At 67.1% G+C, this 15746-nt stretch carries 17 protein-coding genes; 14 read left to right on the plus strand and 3 right to left on the minus strand.

What is annotated here, in order from left to right; genetic code table 11:
* Positions 1 to 6 precede the first annotated feature (6 nt).
* A complete protein-coding gene (locus AC1D0O_RS15660; protein ID WP_477654429.1) occupies positions 7 to 957 on the minus strand; it encodes a helix-turn-helix transcriptional regulator in 951 nt (316 codons plus the stop codon).
* A gap of 126 nt (positions 958 to 1083) precedes the next feature.
* Between AC1D0O_RS15660 and AC1D0O_RS15665 the strand changes: the two genes are divergently transcribed.
* The gene (locus AC1D0O_RS15665; protein WP_477654430.1) at positions 1084 to 1602 is read left to right on the plus strand and encodes a hypothetical protein; all 519 of its coding nucleotides are present in this window, start codon (positions 1084 to 1086) and stop codon (positions 1600 to 1602) included.
* A 4-nt stretch (positions 1603 to 1606) separates the two neighbouring features.
* Complete coding sequence (locus tag AC1D0O_RS15670; RefSeq protein WP_477654431.1) at positions 1607 to 2242, plus strand: LysE family translocator; 636 nt, start codon at positions 1607 to 1609, stop codon at positions 2240 to 2242.
* Here the strand turns inward: AC1D0O_RS15670 and AC1D0O_RS15675 are convergent.
* On the minus strand, positions 2239 to 2664 hold the full coding sequence (locus AC1D0O_RS15675) for a VOC family protein (RefSeq protein WP_477654432.1): 426 nt from the start codon (positions 2662 to 2664) through the stop codon (positions 2239 to 2241). The genes AC1D0O_RS15670 and AC1D0O_RS15675 overlap by 4 nt on opposite strands.
* Before the next feature lie 86 nt (positions 2665 to 2750).
* Here AC1D0O_RS15675 and AC1D0O_RS15680 point away from each other — a divergent pair, with 86 nt between their 5' ends.
* The 10 genes from AC1D0O_RS15680 (at position 2751) to AC1D0O_RS15725 (ending at position 13125) form a co-directional block, all read left to right on the plus strand.
* Complete coding sequence (locus AC1D0O_RS15680; protein WP_477654433.1) at positions 2751 to 3317, plus strand: flavodoxin family protein; 567 nt, start codon at positions 2751 to 2753, stop codon at positions 3315 to 3317.
* A gap of 100 nt (positions 3318 to 3417) precedes the next feature.
* Positions 3418 to 3720, plus strand: a complete 303-nt coding sequence (locus AC1D0O_RS15685; RefSeq protein WP_477654434.1) for a hypothetical protein — start codon at positions 3418 to 3420, stop codon at positions 3718 to 3720.
* A gap of 154 nt (positions 3721 to 3874) precedes the next feature.
* Complete coding sequence (locus tag AC1D0O_RS15690; protein ID WP_477654435.1) at positions 3875 to 4831, plus strand: MurR/RpiR family transcriptional regulator; 957 nt, start codon at positions 3875 to 3877, stop codon at positions 4829 to 4831.
* A gap of 50 nt (positions 4832 to 4881) precedes the next feature.
* On the plus strand, positions 4882 to 5847 hold the full coding sequence (locus AC1D0O_RS15695; RefSeq protein ID WP_477654532.1) for an isoaspartyl peptidase/L-asparaginase family protein: 966 nt from the start codon (positions 4882 to 4884) through the stop codon (positions 5845 to 5847).
* Positions 5844 to 7712 carry a dipeptide ABC transporter ATP-binding protein gene (locus tag AC1D0O_RS15700; protein ID WP_477654436.1) on the plus strand — a complete coding sequence of 623 codons (1869 nt, stop codon included), beginning with the start codon at positions 5844 to 5846 and terminating at the stop codon, positions 7710 to 7712. The genes AC1D0O_RS15695 and AC1D0O_RS15700 overlap by 4 nt, the downstream gene beginning before the upstream one ends.
* An 85-nt stretch (positions 7713 to 7797) precedes the next feature.
* Positions 7798 to 9348 carry a glutathione ABC transporter substrate-binding protein GsiB gene (gsiB, locus tag AC1D0O_RS15705; RefSeq protein ID WP_477654437.1) on the plus strand — a complete coding sequence of 517 codons (1551 nt, stop codon included), beginning with the start codon at positions 7798 to 7800 and terminating at the stop codon, positions 9346 to 9348.
* A 35-nt stretch (positions 9349 to 9383) separates the two neighbouring features.
* The gene (gene gsiC / locus AC1D0O_RS15710; protein WP_477654438.1) at positions 9384 to 10304 is read left to right on the plus strand and encodes a glutathione ABC transporter permease GsiC; all 921 of its coding nucleotides are present in this window, start codon (positions 9384 to 9386) and stop codon (positions 10302 to 10304) included.
* Complete coding sequence (gene gsiD / locus AC1D0O_RS15715) at positions 10301 to 11209, plus strand: glutathione ABC transporter permease GsiD (protein WP_477654439.1); 909 nt, start codon at positions 10301 to 10303, stop codon at positions 11207 to 11209. Before gsiC ends, gsiD begins: the two co-directional genes overlap by 4 nt.
* Positions 11210 to 11224: 15 nt before the next feature.
* On the plus strand, positions 11225 to 12310 hold the full coding sequence (locus AC1D0O_RS15720) for a DmpA family aminopeptidase (protein WP_477654440.1): 1086 nt from the start codon (positions 11225 to 11227) through the stop codon (positions 12308 to 12310).
* Positions 12307 to 13125 carry a M55 family metallopeptidase gene (locus tag AC1D0O_RS15725; protein WP_477654441.1) on the plus strand — a complete coding sequence of 273 codons (819 nt, stop codon included), beginning with the start codon at positions 12307 to 12309 and terminating at the stop codon, positions 13123 to 13125. The genes AC1D0O_RS15720 and AC1D0O_RS15725 overlap by 4 nt, the downstream gene beginning before the upstream one ends.
* 27 nt (positions 13126 to 13152) lie before the next feature.
* Here AC1D0O_RS15725 and AC1D0O_RS15730 read toward each other — a convergent pair whose 3' ends face one another.
* Positions 13153 to 14007, minus strand: a complete 855-nt coding sequence (locus tag AC1D0O_RS15730; RefSeq protein ID WP_477654442.1) for a M14 family zinc carboxypeptidase — start codon at positions 14005 to 14007, stop codon at positions 13153 to 13155.
* A gap of 99 nt (positions 14008 to 14106) precedes the next feature.
* On the opposite strand from AC1D0O_RS15730, the gene AC1D0O_RS15735 reads away from it, so the two are divergent.
* On the plus strand, positions 14107 to 14625 hold the full coding sequence (locus AC1D0O_RS15735; protein ID WP_477654443.1) for a flavin reductase family protein: 519 nt from the start codon (positions 14107 to 14109) through the stop codon (positions 14623 to 14625).
* Between the two features lie 222 nt (positions 14626 to 14847).
* Positions 14848 to 15744 carry a DMT family transporter gene (locus tag AC1D0O_RS15740; RefSeq protein ID WP_477654444.1) on the plus strand — a complete coding sequence of 299 codons (897 nt, stop codon included), beginning with the start codon at positions 14848 to 14850 and terminating at the stop codon, positions 15742 to 15744.
* Positions 15745 to 15746 lie beyond the last annotated feature (2 nt).

A 15746-nucleotide genomic window follows, 5' to 3' on the forward strand; every position in this document is an offset into this window, starting at 1 on the left:
AACCCTTTATGCGGCGTGCTGTGCCAGCGTCCGCTCGGCATGCTCGCGCAGCGCGGTACGGAGCTCGACAGGCTCCTGCACGTCGAACGGAAAAGACAGGCGCATCAGCTGCCGCGCAAACCAGCCCAGGTGGTCGGTCTGGCTGTGCAGCAGCACACCCTCCTCGCTGGGCTGGAACACGCCGACGCTGTCGGGCAGCTCCATCTGCGCGGTCTGCAGGTCGGTGCGCAGCAACAGCCGCACGGTGTTGCTGCGCGGCATGGTGGCCAGCCCCAGCGCCAGGTGCTGCACCGCGTCGAAGTCGGCCGGCGGCGTAAACACCACATTGAGGGCCCGCACCTCGCGCACCCGGTCCAGCCTGAAAGAGCGCAGCGCGCCGCGCAAGTGGCACCAGCCCGCCGCATACCAGCGGCCGCGGCGAAACACCAGGCCGTAGGCGTCGAAGTCGCGTTCCGTGACCTCGCCCTCGGCCGACTGGTAAGCCATGTGCACGCGCTGCCAGCCGTGGGCGGCGGCGCTCAGGGCCAGCAAGGCGGTGTTGTCGCCGGGCGCATCCGCGGGGCGCAGGTCCAGGGTCACCGTCTCGCCCAGGCCGCGTATGCGGTTTTTCAGGTTGTGCGGCATCACGCGCTCGAGCTTGGCCTGCGCGCTTTGCGCGGCCGGCGCGGCCTCGGCCAGCCCCAGGCTGCGCGCGGCCAGCAGGCCTATCGACAGCGCCAGGGCCTCGTCGTCGGTGAACATCATGGGCGGCAGCTTGAAGCCGGCAATCAGGCTGTAACAGCCGTAGCGGCCGCGCTCGGCCACCACCGGGATGCCCAGGTCTTCCAGCTTGGCGATGTAGCGCCGCAGCGTGCGGCCGTCGACCTCCAGCCGCCGCGCCAGTTCGGCGCCGCTCATGCGCCCATGGGACTGCAGCAGTTCCAGCACGGTCAATACACGGGTGGTCGGGGAGTACATGGCGAAAAGTCTAGCGCTTTATTAGGGCTGAAATAGCCCTATTACATCCATAGACTGGGTTTTTCCACAGCCATCCAACACCCTCCACGCATCATCACTGGACGCCACAAGCGCTTTATCCACACCATGACCAGCACCCTGACCAGACCCCTGGACCCGCCGCAGCTCAGCGATGGGCGGCACGACTTCAACTTCATCACCGGGCGCTGGCTGGTCAGCAACAAGCGGCTCAAAAAACGCCTGGCGGGCTGCACCGACTGGGAGCGTTTCGAGGCCGTGCAGGACGGCGCACTGCTGCTCGGCGGACTCGGCAATATGAACGACCTGGTCGCCGAGGGCAACCGGACCATCGGCATGGCGCTGCGTTTCTTCAGCCCTCAGACACGGCTCTGGAGCATTTACTGGGTCAGCCACAGCGACGGCCTGATGCAGCCGCCCGTAGTGGGCGCGTTTGCCGACGGCACGGGCCGCTTCGAGGGCAGCGACATGCACGAGGGCCGGCCGGTGCGCGTGCGTTTTACCTGGTCCGGCATCACGCCGGTCAGCGCGCGCTGGGAGCAGGCCTTTTCCGAGGACAGCGGCCGCCACTGGGAAACCAACTGGGTGATGGAACTGGCCCGGCCCGCCTATTCCGCGCTGCGCTAGGACCATGGACCAGTTCGCCCACCTCTGGCTGTTTTTCCTGATGGTGCTGGGCATCATCATCCTGCCCGGCATGGACATGGCCTTTGTCATGGCAAGCTCGCTGACCGGCGGTCGCCGCGCCGGCCTCTTCGCGGTCGGCGGCATCGTGGCCGGCGGTGTCTGCCACGTGGTGGCCGGCGCGCTGGGGCTGGGCCTTGTGCTGCGGCTGGTGCCCGGCATGGTCAACGTGATGCTGGTCGCCGGAAGCCTTTACATCGCCTGGATAGGCTGGTCGCTCACGCGCAGCACCTCGGTGTTCGGCAGCCTGCCCTCACTGGAGCAAACCCGGCCGTGGCGCACCTTCCGGCAGGCCGCGCTGACCTGCCTGCTCAATCCCAAGGCCTATTTGTTCATGCTGGCGATTTTTCCGCAGTTCCTGCGGCTGGAATACGGCTCGCTGTGGATACAGGCGGTGGCGCTGGGCCTCATCATCGCCTTGACCCAGACCGGTGTTTACGGCTCGCTGGCACTGGCCGCCGCTGGCGCGCGCCAGTGGCTGGCCGACCGGCCGGCCGCCAGTGTGGTGATGGCGCGGGGAGTGGGCGCGGTGCTGATCGTCTGCGCGGCCTTCACGGCCTGGCAAGGCTGGGCGCGCTTTTAGGGTTGGGCGCCGCCCGCGGGCCAGGGCGGGCCCTTCAATTCCACGGTATTGCCTTCGGGGTCCTTGAGGTAGATCGAAGGCCCCTCGCCCTCGGCGCCGTAGCGCGACTCCACCGGGCCCGCGTCCACGCCGTGGGCCGCCAGGTGGCGGCGTATGGCCCCGGCGTCGAAGGGCTCCACGCGAAAGCAGACATGGTCGACGTTGTGGCCTTCCTTGCCCGGCGCCGCGCCACCGGCCCGGCCCAGGGTTCCGTCCACCGGCACCAGGTCCACCAGCGAACGCCCGGCTCGCAACTGCACCAGGCCGATCGCGTCCTGCCGGCGCTCCAGGCTGCAGCCCAGCACCTGCTGGTAAAACTGCAACATTCCCATCAGGTCCGAGACCCGCAGGACGATGTGGTCGATGTCGCGAATACGGATCATGGCGAGGCGGCTCAGGTGAATCGGGTCTTTATTCTGGCACGCGGGCCCCGACCCCGTGCAAGCGCGGGCCCGCGGCTGCCGCTACCATGGCCGCCATGAATGCCAAGCCCCAATTCCTTTTCCTGACCACCTCCACGCGCGAACCCGGCGCACTGGGCAACACCGAATGGCTCGCGCAGCAGGCCGCCGCGGCCTTGCCTGCCGGCACACCCCAGGCCTGGCAGCATTTGCCCTCCCTGCAAATGCCGCTGTTTGTGGACCAGCGCCACACCACAGGCCAGTACCCCATGCCCGAAGGCGACATGAAGACCCTGCTGGACGCGACCCTGGCAGCGAGCGACATCGTGTTCGTGGCCCCGGTCTACTGGTACAGCATCCCCGCGCCGCTGAAGATCTATCTGGACCACTGGAGCGCCTGGATGCGCGTGCCCGGCCTGCCTTTCAAGGAAGAAATGGCGAAAAAGACGCTGTGGCTGGTCACCACCAGCGGCGACCGCGCCAAGGCCCAGCCCATGGTCGATTCAATCCGGCTGTGCGCGCAGTTCATGGCCATGAACTACGGCGGCGAACTGTGGGGCAAGGGCGGCCCGCCCGATGCGGTCAAAGCCGACGCGGCGGCCGTGGCGCAGGCCGCCACCTTCCTGGCAGCCTGAAGCGTCGCGGCGCCATGGTGCGCGGCAGGTGGCCTTTTCCTACAGGGCCTGGTTTGCCGGGCTGACAGCCCGGGACGGTCGGCCGTCGCACAGTCGGGGCATGACTTCTTCCCAACGCGGCAAGCCCGACCCGGGCACGCCCGCCGCCCCTCCCTCCGGCAAAGGCATGCCGGCCAAAGACCCTCGTGCGCAACGCTCGCGTCCCGGCGAGCAGGACACCCTGAAGGACGGCGCCGTCGAGTCCAGCCTGGAACTGCCGCACGAACGCGACCAGGCGGTGGACATGACGAATGCCAAACCCAATCCCGTCGTCGAGCAGGCGGGGCGCGACCTGAAACGCGGCGTCAAGGACACCAGCAAAAGCGTGGAGATGGACCGCGCCTACAAAAAGCTCGGGTCCTGACGCATCCCTGCCTCGCCGGACGGCGGGCACCATTACCTCCAGAAACCGAAACCGCAAATGCGTCGCCACCCTGAATTCGATTGGAAATGATCAAATATTTCGCTATGATGAATTAGTTTGTAAATTTATATACATTTAATTCAGCTCCGACCTGATGGCGACATTTCCCGGCAACCCTTCGATGGCACAGCGCATTGGGCGCCTGCTGCCGACGCTGACGCGCTCCCATCGGCAGATGGCCGACTACGTGCTGGCCCACCCTTTGCAGGCGGCCACCATGCCCATCGACGAGCTGGCCGCCACGCTGGGGGTTTCCGTGGCCACCGCCAATCGCTTCGCCCGGGCGCTGGAATTTGACGGCTATCCGCAGTTCCGCGCCGCGCTGGTGCTGGGCTTCGAAGCCACGCTGGCCCCGGTCGAGAAGCTGCGCAACAAGCTGGAGCACTCCGCCACGGTGGCCGACGTGTTTGCATCCGCCCTGGCGCAAACCCAACGCAACATCGAACTGACACGCCAATCGCTGGACGCCCAGAGCTGCGAGCAGGCGGTGGCGGCGATCCTGAAGGCCCGGCGCATTTACATTGCCGGCTTTGGCAGCAGCAGCTGGCTGGGCGGGCTGCTGCAGCGTTCGCTGGACCCTTACTGCGACAACGTCCAGCTGCTGGCCAGCGTGGAGAGCTCCTCGTACGGCGCGCGCGTGCTGTCCCGCCTCAAGCCCGAAGACCTGCTGATCGCCATTGCCTACCCGCGCTATTTCGGCGACACCATCCTGCTGGCGCGCCGCGCGCGCGATGCCGGCGTGCCGGTGCTGGCACTGACCGACCGCGTGACATCGCCGCTGGCGCCCCTGGCCACCGTCGCGCTGTATGCCCATACCGAGAGCCAGTATTTCGCGAACTCCGAAGCCACCGTGCTGGCCCTGATCGAAGCCTTGTGCAGCGCCGTCGCCCACAGCGGCAAAGGTTCGCTCATGGCGGCGACACAACTCGCCGAGTCGGTGCTGCCCTGGTTGCACGGCAACCACGCCGGCCGGCTGCGCGCCGATGCGGACACCGCAACACCGCCTTCCCGCAAAGCCCGTACCCAAAAATTGCCAAAGGTTTCCAAGTGACACGGCCCCAGCCCCTTCCCCTTATCGCCATCCACGGCGGCGCCGGCACCATGAGCCGCAGCCACATCAGCACGGAACAAAACGCGGCCTACCACGCCGCCCTGCAGGGCATTCTGCGGCCCGCGCAACAGCTGCTGGCCGGCGGCGGCAGCGCACTCGACGCGGTCAGCCTGGCAGTGGAGCTGCTCGAGGACTGCCCGCTCTTCAATGCCGGGCACGGCGCCGTCTTCACCCACGACGAAACCCATGAACTCGACGCCGCCGTGATGGACGGCGCGACCCTGCGCGCCGGCGCGGTGGCCTGCGTGAACCGTGTACGCCGTCCCGTGCGCGCGGCGCGTGCCGTGATGGAGCACAGCGAGCACGTGCTGCTGGTGGCCGCCGGCGCAGAAGCCTTCGCCGAAGAGCAGGGACTGGAGATGGTCTCGCCCGATTATTTTTCGACCGAGGCCCGCCGCGAACAGCTGCGGCGCGCGCTCGCGACCGACGCTGCCGTGCTGGACCACGACGGCGCGGCCCTGGTGTTCCGCTCCAGCGCGGCCGGCGCGCCGCCCCTGGACGAAGGCCGCAAATTCGGCACCGTGGGCGCCGTGGCCCTTGATGCGCGGGGCAACCTGGCCGCCGCCACCTCCACCGGCGGCATGACCAACAAGCGCGCCGGCCGGGTCGGCGACACGCCCCTGATAGGCGCCGGCACCTATGCCGACAACCGCACGGCCGCGATTTCCTGCACCGGCACCGGCGAAATGTTCATACGCACCGCGGCGGCCTACGACATCTGCGCGCGCATGGCCTACGCCGGCATGCCGCTGGATGCGGCCGCCCGGGAAGTGGTCATGAACGTGCTGCCCGCCATCGGCGGGCGCGGCGGCCTGATCGCCGTCGACGCGCAAGGCAATCTGAGCCTTCCCTTCAACACCGAGGGCATGTACCGCGGCTGGGCCCGCGTGGGCGAGGCGCCGGTGAGCGCGATTTACGCCGACGATGCCAAAGACACCGACGGATGCGCCGCATGAGCTCCGTGCCAAGCCGCCAGCGCGTCATCGAGGTCCAGGACCTCAGTGTGAGTTTTTCCAATGAGCAACGCACCGTGCACGCGGTGCGCAATCTCGGCTTTCACGTCGATGCCGGGGAAACGCTCGCCATCGTGGGCGAATCCGGCTCCGGCAAATCGGTGTCCTCGCTGGCCCTCATGCGCCTGGTGGAGCAAGGCGGCGGACGCCTGGGCAGCGGCAGCATGTGGCTGACACGCCGCAACGGCGAGCGCCTCGACCTGGCGCGCGCTTCGCAATCGCAGATGCGCAGCCTGCGCGGCGCCGACCTGGCCATGGTGTTCCAGGAGCCCATGACCTCGCTCAACCCGGTGTTCACCGTGGGCGAGCAGATCGCCGAATCGATACGCCTGCACCAGGGGCTTTCGCGCAAGGCGGCGCTGGCCGAAGCGCTGCGCATGCTCGACCTGGTCCGCATTCCGGAAGCCAGAAACGTGCTGGGGCGCCATCCGCACCAGCTGTCGGGTGGCATGCGCCAGCGCGTGGTGATCGCGATGGCGCTGGCCTGCAAACCCACGCTGCTGATCGCCGACGAACCCACCACTGCTCTGGACGTGACTATCCAGGCGCAGATCCTCGCGCTGATCCAGCAGCTGCAGCGTGAACTGGCCATGGCGGTGATCTTCATCACCCACGACATGGGCGTGGTGGCCGAAATTGCCGACCGCGTGCTGGTGATGTACCGCGGCGACAAGGTGGAAGAAGGCGACTGTGCCAGTCTCTTCGCCAGGCCGCAACAACCCTACACCCAGGCCTTGCTGGCGGCGGTGCCCCGGCTCGGGGCCATGCACGGGCAGGACCTGCCGGCGCGCTTTGCGGTGCCGGGCGCGCCGCAGGGCAAAGATGCCGAAGACGGCCAGCCCCTCAGCGCCGCAGACACCGTGCGCCACGACCTGCCGCCGGTCCTCAAGGTGCAGGACCTGGTCACGCGCTTTCCGCTGGCGGGCGGGCTGTTCGGGCGCGCGCAACGGCAGGTGTATGCGGTGGAGCAGCTCAGCTTCGAACTCAAGGCCGGTGAAACCTTGTCGCTGGTCGGAGAATCAGGCTGCGGAAAATCCACCACGGGCCGTTCGCTGGCCCGGCTGCTGGAATTCAACAGCGGCCAGGTCGAGGTCGCGGGGCGTGACATTTCGGCGCTCAAGGGCCGGGCCCTGCAGGCCTTGCGCCGCGATATCCAGTTCGTGTTCCAGGACCCCTTTGCGTCGCTCGATCCGCGGTTGACGGTCGGCTATTCGGTCATGGAGCCCATGCTGATACACAAGCTCGCATCGCCCGAGGAGGCGCAGGAGCGCGTGCGCTGGCTGCTGGGCAAGGTGGGCTTGCCGGCCGAAGCGGCCCATCGCTACCCGCACGAATTCTCCGGCGGGCAACGCCAGCGTGTGGCGATCGCCCGGGCACTGGCGCTCAACCCCAAGGTGGTGATCGCCGACGAGGCGGTGTCGGCGCTGGACGTGTCGATCCGCGCGCAGATCATCAACCTGATGCTGGACCTGCAGCAGGAATTCGGCGTCGCCTTCCTGTTCATCTCGCACGACATGGCGGTGGTGGAGCGCATCAGCCACCGCGTGGCCGTGATGTACCTGGGCCAGATCGTGGAGATCGGCCCGCGCCGCGCCGTGTTCGAGAACCCGCAGCACGCCTACACCCGGCGCCTGCTGGCGGCCGTGCCGGTCGCCGACCCGGCGCGCCGCGGCGGCGTGCGCGAACTCATGGCCGACGAAATCCCCAGCCCCATACGCGCCATGGGCGACGCACCGCAAGTGGCGCCGCTGCACCAGGTGGCGCCGGGGCATTTTGTCGCGCGGCATTCGGTGGGAGGCCCTTATTGACCACCCTCATTGACCACCACCGGCCTTTCGCATTGTCTTTCCGTCTCCCGTGTTTGCCCCTCGTTTCGCCTCAAGGAGTTTTTTCATGAAGAATCGTCTCTCCCCCCTCACCACCGCGCTGGCCGGCCTGATCGGCCTGGCATGCCTTGCCGCCGCGCCGGCCCATGCCGCCAAAGACGTGGTCGTTGCCGTCCAGTCCAATTTCACCAGCACCGATCCGTATGACGCCAACGACACGCTGTCGCAGGCCATGGCCAAATCCTTCTACCAGGGCCTCTACGGTTTCGACAAGGACATGAAGATGGTGCCGGTGCTGGCCGAGAGCCACACCGTCAGCAAGGACGGGCTGGTCTACACCTTCAAGCTCAAGTCCGGCATCAAGTTCCATGACGGCACGCCTTTCAACGCCGAGGCCGTGAAAGTCAATTTCGACCGCGTCACCAACCCCGAGAACAAGCTCAAGCGCTACAACCTCTACAAGAACATCGCCAAGACCGAGGCGGTGGACGCCACCACCGTGCGCGTGACGCTCAAGGAGCCCTTCTCGCCCTTCATCAACACACTGGCCCATCCCTCGGGCGTGATGATCTCGCCCGCGGCGCTGGCCAAGTACGGCAGCAAGGGCATCGCGCAGAACCCCGTGGGCACGGGGCCCTTCAAGTTCGTCGAGTGGAAAGCCACCGACTACCTGAAAGTCGCCAAGTGGGACGGCTACTGGAAAAAGGGCTACCCCAAGGTGGACAGCATCACCTGGCGCCCCGTGGTGGACAACAACACGCGCGCGGCCATGATGCAGACCAACGAAGCCCACTTCGCCTTCCCGATGCCGCCCGAAACGGTGGACAGCCTGTCGAAGAAGCCGAGCCTGGAGGTGACCAGCGCGCCTTCCATCATCCATCGCTACCTCTCGATGAACACGCTGCAAAAACCCTTCGACAACCCCAAGGTGCGTGAAGCCATCAACTACGCGATCAACAAGGAAGCGCTGGTCAAGGTGGCTTTCTCGGGCTATGCGATTCCCGCCGAAGGCGTGGTGCCCCACGGTGTGGAATACGCCGCCAAGCTGGGCCCCTGGCCCTACAACCCGGCCAAGGCGCGCGAGCTGCTGAAGGAAGCCGGTTATCCCAACGGTTTTGAAAGCACCCTGTGGTCGGCCTACAACTACACCACCGCGCAGAAGGTGATCCAGTTCGTGCAGCAGCAGCTGGCCCAGGTCGGCATCAAGGTGCAGGTGCAGGCGCTCGAAGCCGGCCAGCGCGTGGAACGCGTGGAGAGCGCGCAGGACCCTGCAACGGCTCCGGTGCGCATGTACTACGTGGGCTGGTCCTCGTCCACCGGTGAAGCCGACTGGGCCCTGCGTCCCCTGCTGGCCTCCGAGTCCCTGCCGCCCAAGATGTTCAACACCGCCTACTACAAGAACCCTGAAGTGGACGCCGACATCGCCAAGGCGCTGGTCACCACCAGCGGCGCGGAGAAGGCCAAGCTGTACACCGACGCCCAGCAGCGCATCTGGAAAGACGCTCCCTGGGCCTTCCTGGTGACCGAACGGCTGCTCTCGGTGCGTGCGCGCAACCTGGCCGGCTTTTACGTGATCCCGGACGGCAGCTTCAACTTCGACGAAGTCGAACTCAAGTAATCCCGCAACAGCCTCCTGACAAACGCGATCACCGCATGACCTACTACCTTCTCAAGCGCCTGCTGGGCCTGCTGCCGACGCTGCTGATCGTGGCCGTGCTGGTGTTCCTGTTCGTGCACCTGCTGCCCGGCGATCCGGCGCGCCTGGCCGCCGGGCCCGACGCGGGACCTGAAACCGTGGAGCTGGTGCGCCGCGACCTGGGACTGGACCTGCCGATACCGCAGCAGTTCGTGCGTTTTTTCAGCCATGCGCTGCAAGGCGACTTCGGCCTGTCCATCCGCACCAAGCGGCCCGTGGCCACGGAGATCTCGGAGCGCTTTGCCCCCACCTTCTGGCTCACCATCGCGGCCATGGGCTGGTCGGTGTTGCTGGGGCTGGTGCTGGGCATGGTGTCGGCGGTGTGGCGCAACCGCTGGCCCGACCGGCTGGGCATGTCGCTGGCGGTCTCGGGCATCTCGTTTCCCTCGTTCGCGCTGGGCATGCTGCTGATGCAATTTTTCTCGGTGCAGCTGGGTTGGCTGCCCACCGTCGGGGCCGATTCGTGGCGGCACTACATCCTGCCGTCCCTCACGCTGGGCGCGGGTGTGGCGGCCGTGATGGCGCGCTTCACGCGCAGCTCCTTCATCGACATCCTCAAGGAAGACTATGTGCGCACGGCGCGCGCCAAGGGCCTGTCCGAAACCGTGGTGGTCGTGAAGCATGCGCTGCGCAACGCGCTGATCCCGGTGGTCACCATGATGGGCCTGCAGTTCGGCTTCCTGCTGGGCGGCTCCATCGTCGTCGAGGTCGTATTCAACTGGCCCGGCATGGGCCGGCTGCTGGTCGACGCGGTGGAGATGCGGGACTACCCCGTGATCCAGGCGCTGGTGCTGCTGTTCTCGCTCGAATTCATCCTGATCAACCTGGTGGTGGACATGCTCTACGCCATCATCAACCCGACCATCCGTTTCAAGTGAACACCACCGAAACCCCAAGCACCGCCGCCGCGGACGTGCCGCCGGCCGCCCTCGCCGTGCGCACGCCCGCCGCCGAGTTCTGGCGGAAATTCAAGAAGCAGCGCGTGGCCCTCGTGGCCGGTGGTTTTGTGCTGCTGCTGGTGCTCGTCGCGGTGCTCGCGCCCTGGCTGAGCCCTTTCGACGCCGAGAACTTCTTCGACTACGACGCCCTGAACACGCCGCCCTCGGCCAAACACTGGTTCGGTGTGGACGCGCTGGGGCGCGACATCTTCAGCCGCATCCTGATGGGCGCGCGCATCTCCCTGGCCGCGGGCCTGGTCTCGGTGGCCGTGGGCGCCGTGATCGGCACGCTGCTGGGCCTGCTGGCGGGCTACTACGAAGGCTGGTGGGACCGCATCGTCATGCGCATGTCCGACGTGCTGTTTGCCTTTCCCGGCATCTTGCTGGCCATCGGGATCGTCGCGATCCTGGGCAACGGCATGATCAACGTGATCATGGCCGTGGCCGTCTTCAGCGTGCCGGCGTTTGCGCGCCTGGTGCGCGGCAATGTGCTGTCGCTCAAGCACCAGACCTACATCGAGGCGGTGCGCTCCATAGGCGCGCCCGACTCGGTCATCATGCTGCGCCACCTGCTGCCGGGCACGGTGTCCTCGGTGGTGGTGTACCTGACCATGCGCATTGGCACCTCCATCATCACGGCCGCCAGCCTTTCCTTCCTCGGCCTGGGCGCGCAGCCGCCCACGCCGGAATGGGGCGCCATGCTCAACGAGGCGCGCGCCGACATGCTCAATGCGCCGCATATCGCGCTGTTCCCCAGCCTGGCCATCTTCCTGACCGTGCTGGCCTTCAACCTGCTGGGCGACGGCCTGCGCGATGCGCTGGACCCCAAGATCGACCGCCAGTAAGCGGGGCAAGGTTTCGTGACACCGCGCCACCTGCTGCCCCGCATCGGCAGCCTGCCACAGGGGCCCCGCAACGCCATCACCGACGTCGCCGGCGTCACCGTGGGCCATTGCACGCTGGACGCGAACGAGGTGCAAACGGGCGTGACGGTGGTGCGCCCCCATGCCGGCGACCTGTTCCGCGACCGGGTGCCGGCAGCGGCCGTGGTGCTCAACGGGTTCGGCAAGAGCGTGGGCCTGCTTCAGGTCGACGAGCTCGGCGTGCTGGAAACGCCGATTGCGCTCACCAATACCTTTTCGGTCGCCGCCGTGGCCACCGCGCAGATCCGGCAGTGCGTCGCCGCCAATCCCGAAACAGGACGCGGCCTGCCCACGGTCAACCCGCTGGTGTTTGAATGCAACGACGGCTTTCTCAACGACATCCAGCGCATGGCCGTCACGGAACAGCACTACCTGCAGGCCTGCGGGCAGGCCGGCGTGGAGGTTGAGGAAGGTTCGGTCGGTGCGGGGCGCGGCATGTCGAGCTTCGGGCTCAAAGGCGGTATCGGCACGGCCTCGCGCCGCGTGCCGGCCCGGGGAGGCGGCGAGCACACTGTCGGCGCCCTGGTGCTGGCCAACTACGGCCAGCTGCCGCAACTGGTCCTGGCGGGCCAGGTCCTTGGCGCCCGGCTGGTGGCACATCAGGCACAAACGGCAGAGCCCGAAAAAGGCTCCATCATCCTGCTGATTGCTACCGATGCCCCCCTTGACGCGCGCCAGCTGCGCCGGCTGGCATTGCGCGCCGGCGCCGGGCTGGCCCGCACCGGCTCGGTGTTCGGCCACGGCAGCGGCGACATCGCCCTGGCGTTTTCCACCGCCTACACCGTGCCGCAGCAAACCGCCAGGCCCATGCCCGCCGTGGCGATGCTGCACGACAGCTTGATCGACCCGCTGTTCCAGGCGGTTGCCGACAGCACCGAGCAAGCCATCCTCCATGCCCTGTGGCAGGCGCGAGCCGTCACCGGCCGAGGCGGCCACCATCGCAACGCACTGCACGACCTGCTGCCGGATTGGCCTTCATCCCCATCCTCATCTTCTTTTCTACCTTCACCGGATTCCCCATGAAAGTCCTGATCTCCACCGACATCGAAGGCGTTGCCGGCGTCTTTCACCACGAGCAGGTGCGGGCCGGCAATCCCGAGTACGAACGCGCCCGCCTGCTGATGACGCACGAGGCCAACGCCGCCATCGCCGGCGCCTTCGACGCGGGGGCCACCGAGGTGCTGGTCAACGATTCACATGGAAGTTTTCGCAACATGCCGGCCGAGCTGCTGGACGCGCGCGCCCAGGCCGTCATGGGAAAGCCGCGCTACCTGAGCATGATGGCCGGCGTCGACGACGGCGTGGACGCGGTCTGCATGATCGGCTACCACTCTCGCGCGCAAGGCCGCGGCATCCTGGCGCACACCATCAACAGCTTTGCCTTTGCCCGCGTGTACTTCAACGGCCTTGAGCTGGGCGAGGCCGGGATTTACGGCGCGCTGGCCGGCGAGTACGGCGTACCGGTGGTGATGGCCAGCGGCGACGACGTGTTCATCGAGGAGCACCGCCCGCTGTTTCCGCATGCCACTTTTGTGCAAACCAAGCGGGCCACAGGCCAGACCAGCGGCATCAGCCTGTCCCCGGCCCTGGCCTGCGGCGCCATTCGCGCCGGCGTGGCCGCCGCGCTGGCACAGCACGGTTCAGCCCGTCCCTACGTGCTGCCGGGTCGCATCGCCGTGCGCATCCAGACCCAGTCGCCGGCGCTGGCCGACCTGTTTTGCCAATGGCCGGCCTTGCGCCGGCTGGATGGGGACGAAGTCGGCTTCGACGCGCCCTCGGTGGAAGCCGCGGTGCGCATGGTCAACAGCCTGTCGGCCATGTCCAGCATGTTGCGCTAGAAACCTTTTCGAGGATTAAGAGCGGCGCTAAGGCACGCGCGGCGTATGTTCCACGCCCTGTTGCCCTATCCCCCGCTCGCTCATCCAGCGCAGCAGGTCCAGCCACATCTGGCGCATCTCGGCGTCCAGCGGGGTGCGCGTGGAGTTGGGCAGCTCTATGGTCACGACCGGCACGCCTTTGTGGATGCCGCCGTAGTTGCCCAGCGAGCCCGGGAAGATGCCGACCTGGTCCAGGTACAGCCGCCCCAGGCGCGAAGGCGGCACCGAAGGGCCGTCGAAGTCGAGCACGCCGTAAGGCGCATGGATGCTGACGATGAGCTGGGGCTTGAAGCTTTGCATCTGCTCATGCAAAAACCGCGACTCGGGTTCGGACAGCGGCTTGGGGCCGGGCCAGCGGCGCGGGTCCTTGCCCGTACGTTTTTCCCAGTAGACCCTGGCGTCGCGTTCCCAGTTGGGGGTCGGGAAATTGCGGTTCAGGTCCACGCCATGCGCATTGACGCGGCGCGGCGGCCTGGAGAGCACGCCGTCGGGATTGAGCACCGGCACAAAACGCCAGTGGACTACCTGGGGCGCGTCCTGCGGCGGCTGCGCGGCCAGCTTGATCCAGTGCAGGGCCACCGCGCCCGAGGACAGCTCGTCGCCGTGGATGGCGCCCACCACCAGCACGCGCAGGCTGGCGTTGTCCGGCTTGATGTCGCGCACCCAGAGCGCCTGCCCGCTGACCGAGCGCGCGCCCGAGGGCTGCAGTTGGGCCGCATCGCAAAGTTCGCGCTTGACGTTCGGCAGCCTGGCCGCGTATTCGGCGCAAGGCGAAGCGGCTTGGGCACCCGTCGCTATCAAATAAGTAGCAAGCAGGCAAAGGGCAAAGCGGCGAAACGGCATGCCCGCAAGTTTAACCGGCGCCGCCGCGGCCTGCGCCGACCGGCCCGCCTAGACCCTGGCGCAAACAGGCCCCGCCGGCATCAGTTAAATTAGCTGTCTATGCCGACTCCCGCCATCCCTCGCCAAGCGAGCAGCCCCAGTTTTTCACAGCGAGAATTCCGGGCGTCGCTGGCGACGTTCGCCACCGGGGTCACCATCGTCACCGCCCGCACGCCGGCCGGCGTGCTGGTGGGCCTGACCGCCAACTCCTTCAATTCGGTGTCGCTGCAACCGCCGCTGGTGCTCTGGAGCCTGGCGCGCGCGGCGGGCTCCATGGCCGCGCTCAGCACCGGCTCGCACTACGCGATCAACATCCTCGCGGCCGACCAGAAAGCGCTGGCCGAACGCTTTGCCAGCGGGCGCGCGGACCGCTGGGACGGCGTGGCCCACACCGAAGGCGCCAGCGGCGCGCCGCTGCTGGACGGCGCGGCCGCCCACTTCGAATGCTTCAACCGCAGCCGCTACGAGGAAGGCGACCACGTGATCTTCGTGGGTGAAGTCGAGCGCTGCGGCCACCGCGCGGGCGCCTCGCCGCTGCTGTTCCACGGCGGCAAGTTTTATACAGAGCATCCGTTGTAGCCGGCGGCATTAGCCGCGCCCCTTTCGCAGAGCCCCCATCCCAACCTTCCCCCAGAGGGGGAAGGAGCAATAAACGGAATGATCCTGACCCCCCGCAGCTTTACCTACTGGCTTCTACTCCCTCCCCCACTGGGGGAGGGCAGGGGTGGGGGCCAGCGGCGGTCGATCATTTCAAGGCTTCAACCCTAGCATCCACACCCCGAATTTCTAGCCCCCTCACCCATGACACGCAAGACGCATCTAGACACCCTCGCCATGTCCCTGCTGCTGGGCTGCTGCCTGTTCTGGGGCCTGCAGCAGGTCCTGATCAAGGCCACGATCAGCGAGATCCCGCCCATGTTCCAGGCCTCGCTGCGCCTCGTCGGCGCCACCGTCCTGCTGTGGCTCTGGTGCCTGTGGCGCAAGATTCCGCTGTTCAGCCGCGACGGCTCACTCAAAGCCGGCCTGCTGGCGGGCGCCCTGTTCGGCGCGGAGTTCGCCTGCATCTATGTGGGCCTGCAATACACCAGCGCCTCGCGCCTCACCGTGTTTTTGTACACCTCGCCCTTCTGGGTCGCGGCGCTGGTGCCGCTGTGGGTCAAGTCCGAACGGCTGCGCGGCCTGCAATGGCTGGGCCTGCTGTGCGCGTTTGCCGCCGTGGTGTTCGCGCTGCGTGAAGGTTTCACCGGCGACCATGCCTCGACCGCGCGCGGCGACCTGCTGGCACTGGCCGCCGGCATGCTGTGGGGCCTGACCACCGTCGTGATCCGTGCCACCAAACTCGTCAGCATCTCCGCCGAAAAGCTGCTGTTCTACCAGCTGGCCGTGAGCGCCGCCGTGTTCCCCTTCCTGTCGCTCTACCTGGGCGAGCAGTGGTCCTGGCACTTCAGCCCCTTCGCCATCACCTCCCTGCTGCTGCAGACGGTGATAGGCGCCTTTGCCAGCTACCTGGCCTGGATGTGGATGCTGGGGCGCTACCCGGCCACCAAAATTTCAGTGTTTGTGTTTTTTACGCCGCTGTTCGCGCTGCTGTTCGGCGCGCTGTGGCTGAAAGAAAGCGTGACCACCGGCCTGCTGGTGGCGCTGGCCACCGTGGCGGCCGGCATCGTACTGGTCAACCGCAAGCCGGCAGGCGCATAATT

This window comes from Polaromonas sp. P1_F2 (genome assembly GCF_056405735.1).

Bases quoted from the DNA above. Each gene is read 5' to 3' on its own strand.
- AC1D0O_RS15660 (WP_477654429.1), bottom strand. From the start codon at position 957: ATGTACTCCCCGACCACCCGTGTATTGACCGTGCTGGAACTGCTGCAG.
- AC1D0O_RS15665 (WP_477654430.1), top strand. From the start codon at position 1,084: ATGACCAGCACCCTGACCAGACCCCTGGACCCGCCGCAGCTCAGCGAT.
- AC1D0O_RS15670 (WP_477654431.1), top strand. From the start codon at position 1,607: ATGGACCAGTTCGCCCACCTCTGGCTGTTTTTCCTGATGGTGCTGGGC.
- AC1D0O_RS15675 (WP_477654432.1), bottom strand. From the start codon at position 2,664: ATGATCCGTATTCGCGACATCGACCACATCGTCCTGCGGGTCTCGGAC.
- AC1D0O_RS15680 (WP_477654433.1), top strand. From the start codon at position 2,751: ATGGCCGCCATGAATGCCAAGCCCCAATTCCTTTTCCTGACCACCTCC.
- AC1D0O_RS15685 (WP_477654434.1), top strand. From the start codon at position 3,418: ATGACTTCTTCCCAACGCGGCAAGCCCGACCCGGGCACGCCCGCCGCC.
- AC1D0O_RS15690 (WP_477654435.1), top strand. From the start codon at position 3,875: ATGGCGACATTTCCCGGCAACCCTTCGATGGCACAGCGCATTGGGCGC.
- AC1D0O_RS15695 (WP_477654532.1), top strand. From the start codon at position 4,882: ATGAGCCGCAGCCACATCAGCACGGAACAAAACGCGGCCTACCACGCC.
- AC1D0O_RS15700 (WP_477654436.1), top strand. From the start codon at position 5,844: ATGAGCTCCGTGCCAAGCCGCCAGCGCGTCATCGAGGTCCAGGACCTC.
- gsiB (WP_477654437.1), top strand. From the start codon at position 7,798: ATGAAGAATCGTCTCTCCCCCCTCACCACCGCGCTGGCCGGCCTGATC.
- gsiC (WP_477654438.1), top strand. From the start codon at position 9,384: ATGACCTACTACCTTCTCAAGCGCCTGCTGGGCCTGCTGCCGACGCTG.
- AC1D0O_RS15725 (WP_477654441.1), top strand. From the start codon at position 12,307: ATGAAAGTCCTGATCTCCACCGACATCGAAGGCGTTGCCGGCGTCTTT.
- AC1D0O_RS15730 (WP_477654442.1), bottom strand. From the start codon at position 14,007: ATGCCGTTTCGCCGCTTTGCCCTTTGCCTGCTTGCTACTTATTTGATA.
- AC1D0O_RS15735 (WP_477654443.1), top strand. From the start codon at position 14,107: ATGCCGACTCCCGCCATCCCTCGCCAAGCGAGCAGCCCCAGTTTTTCA.
- AC1D0O_RS15740 (WP_477654444.1), top strand. From the start codon at position 14,848: ATGACACGCAAGACGCATCTAGACACCCTCGCCATGTCCCTGCTGCTG.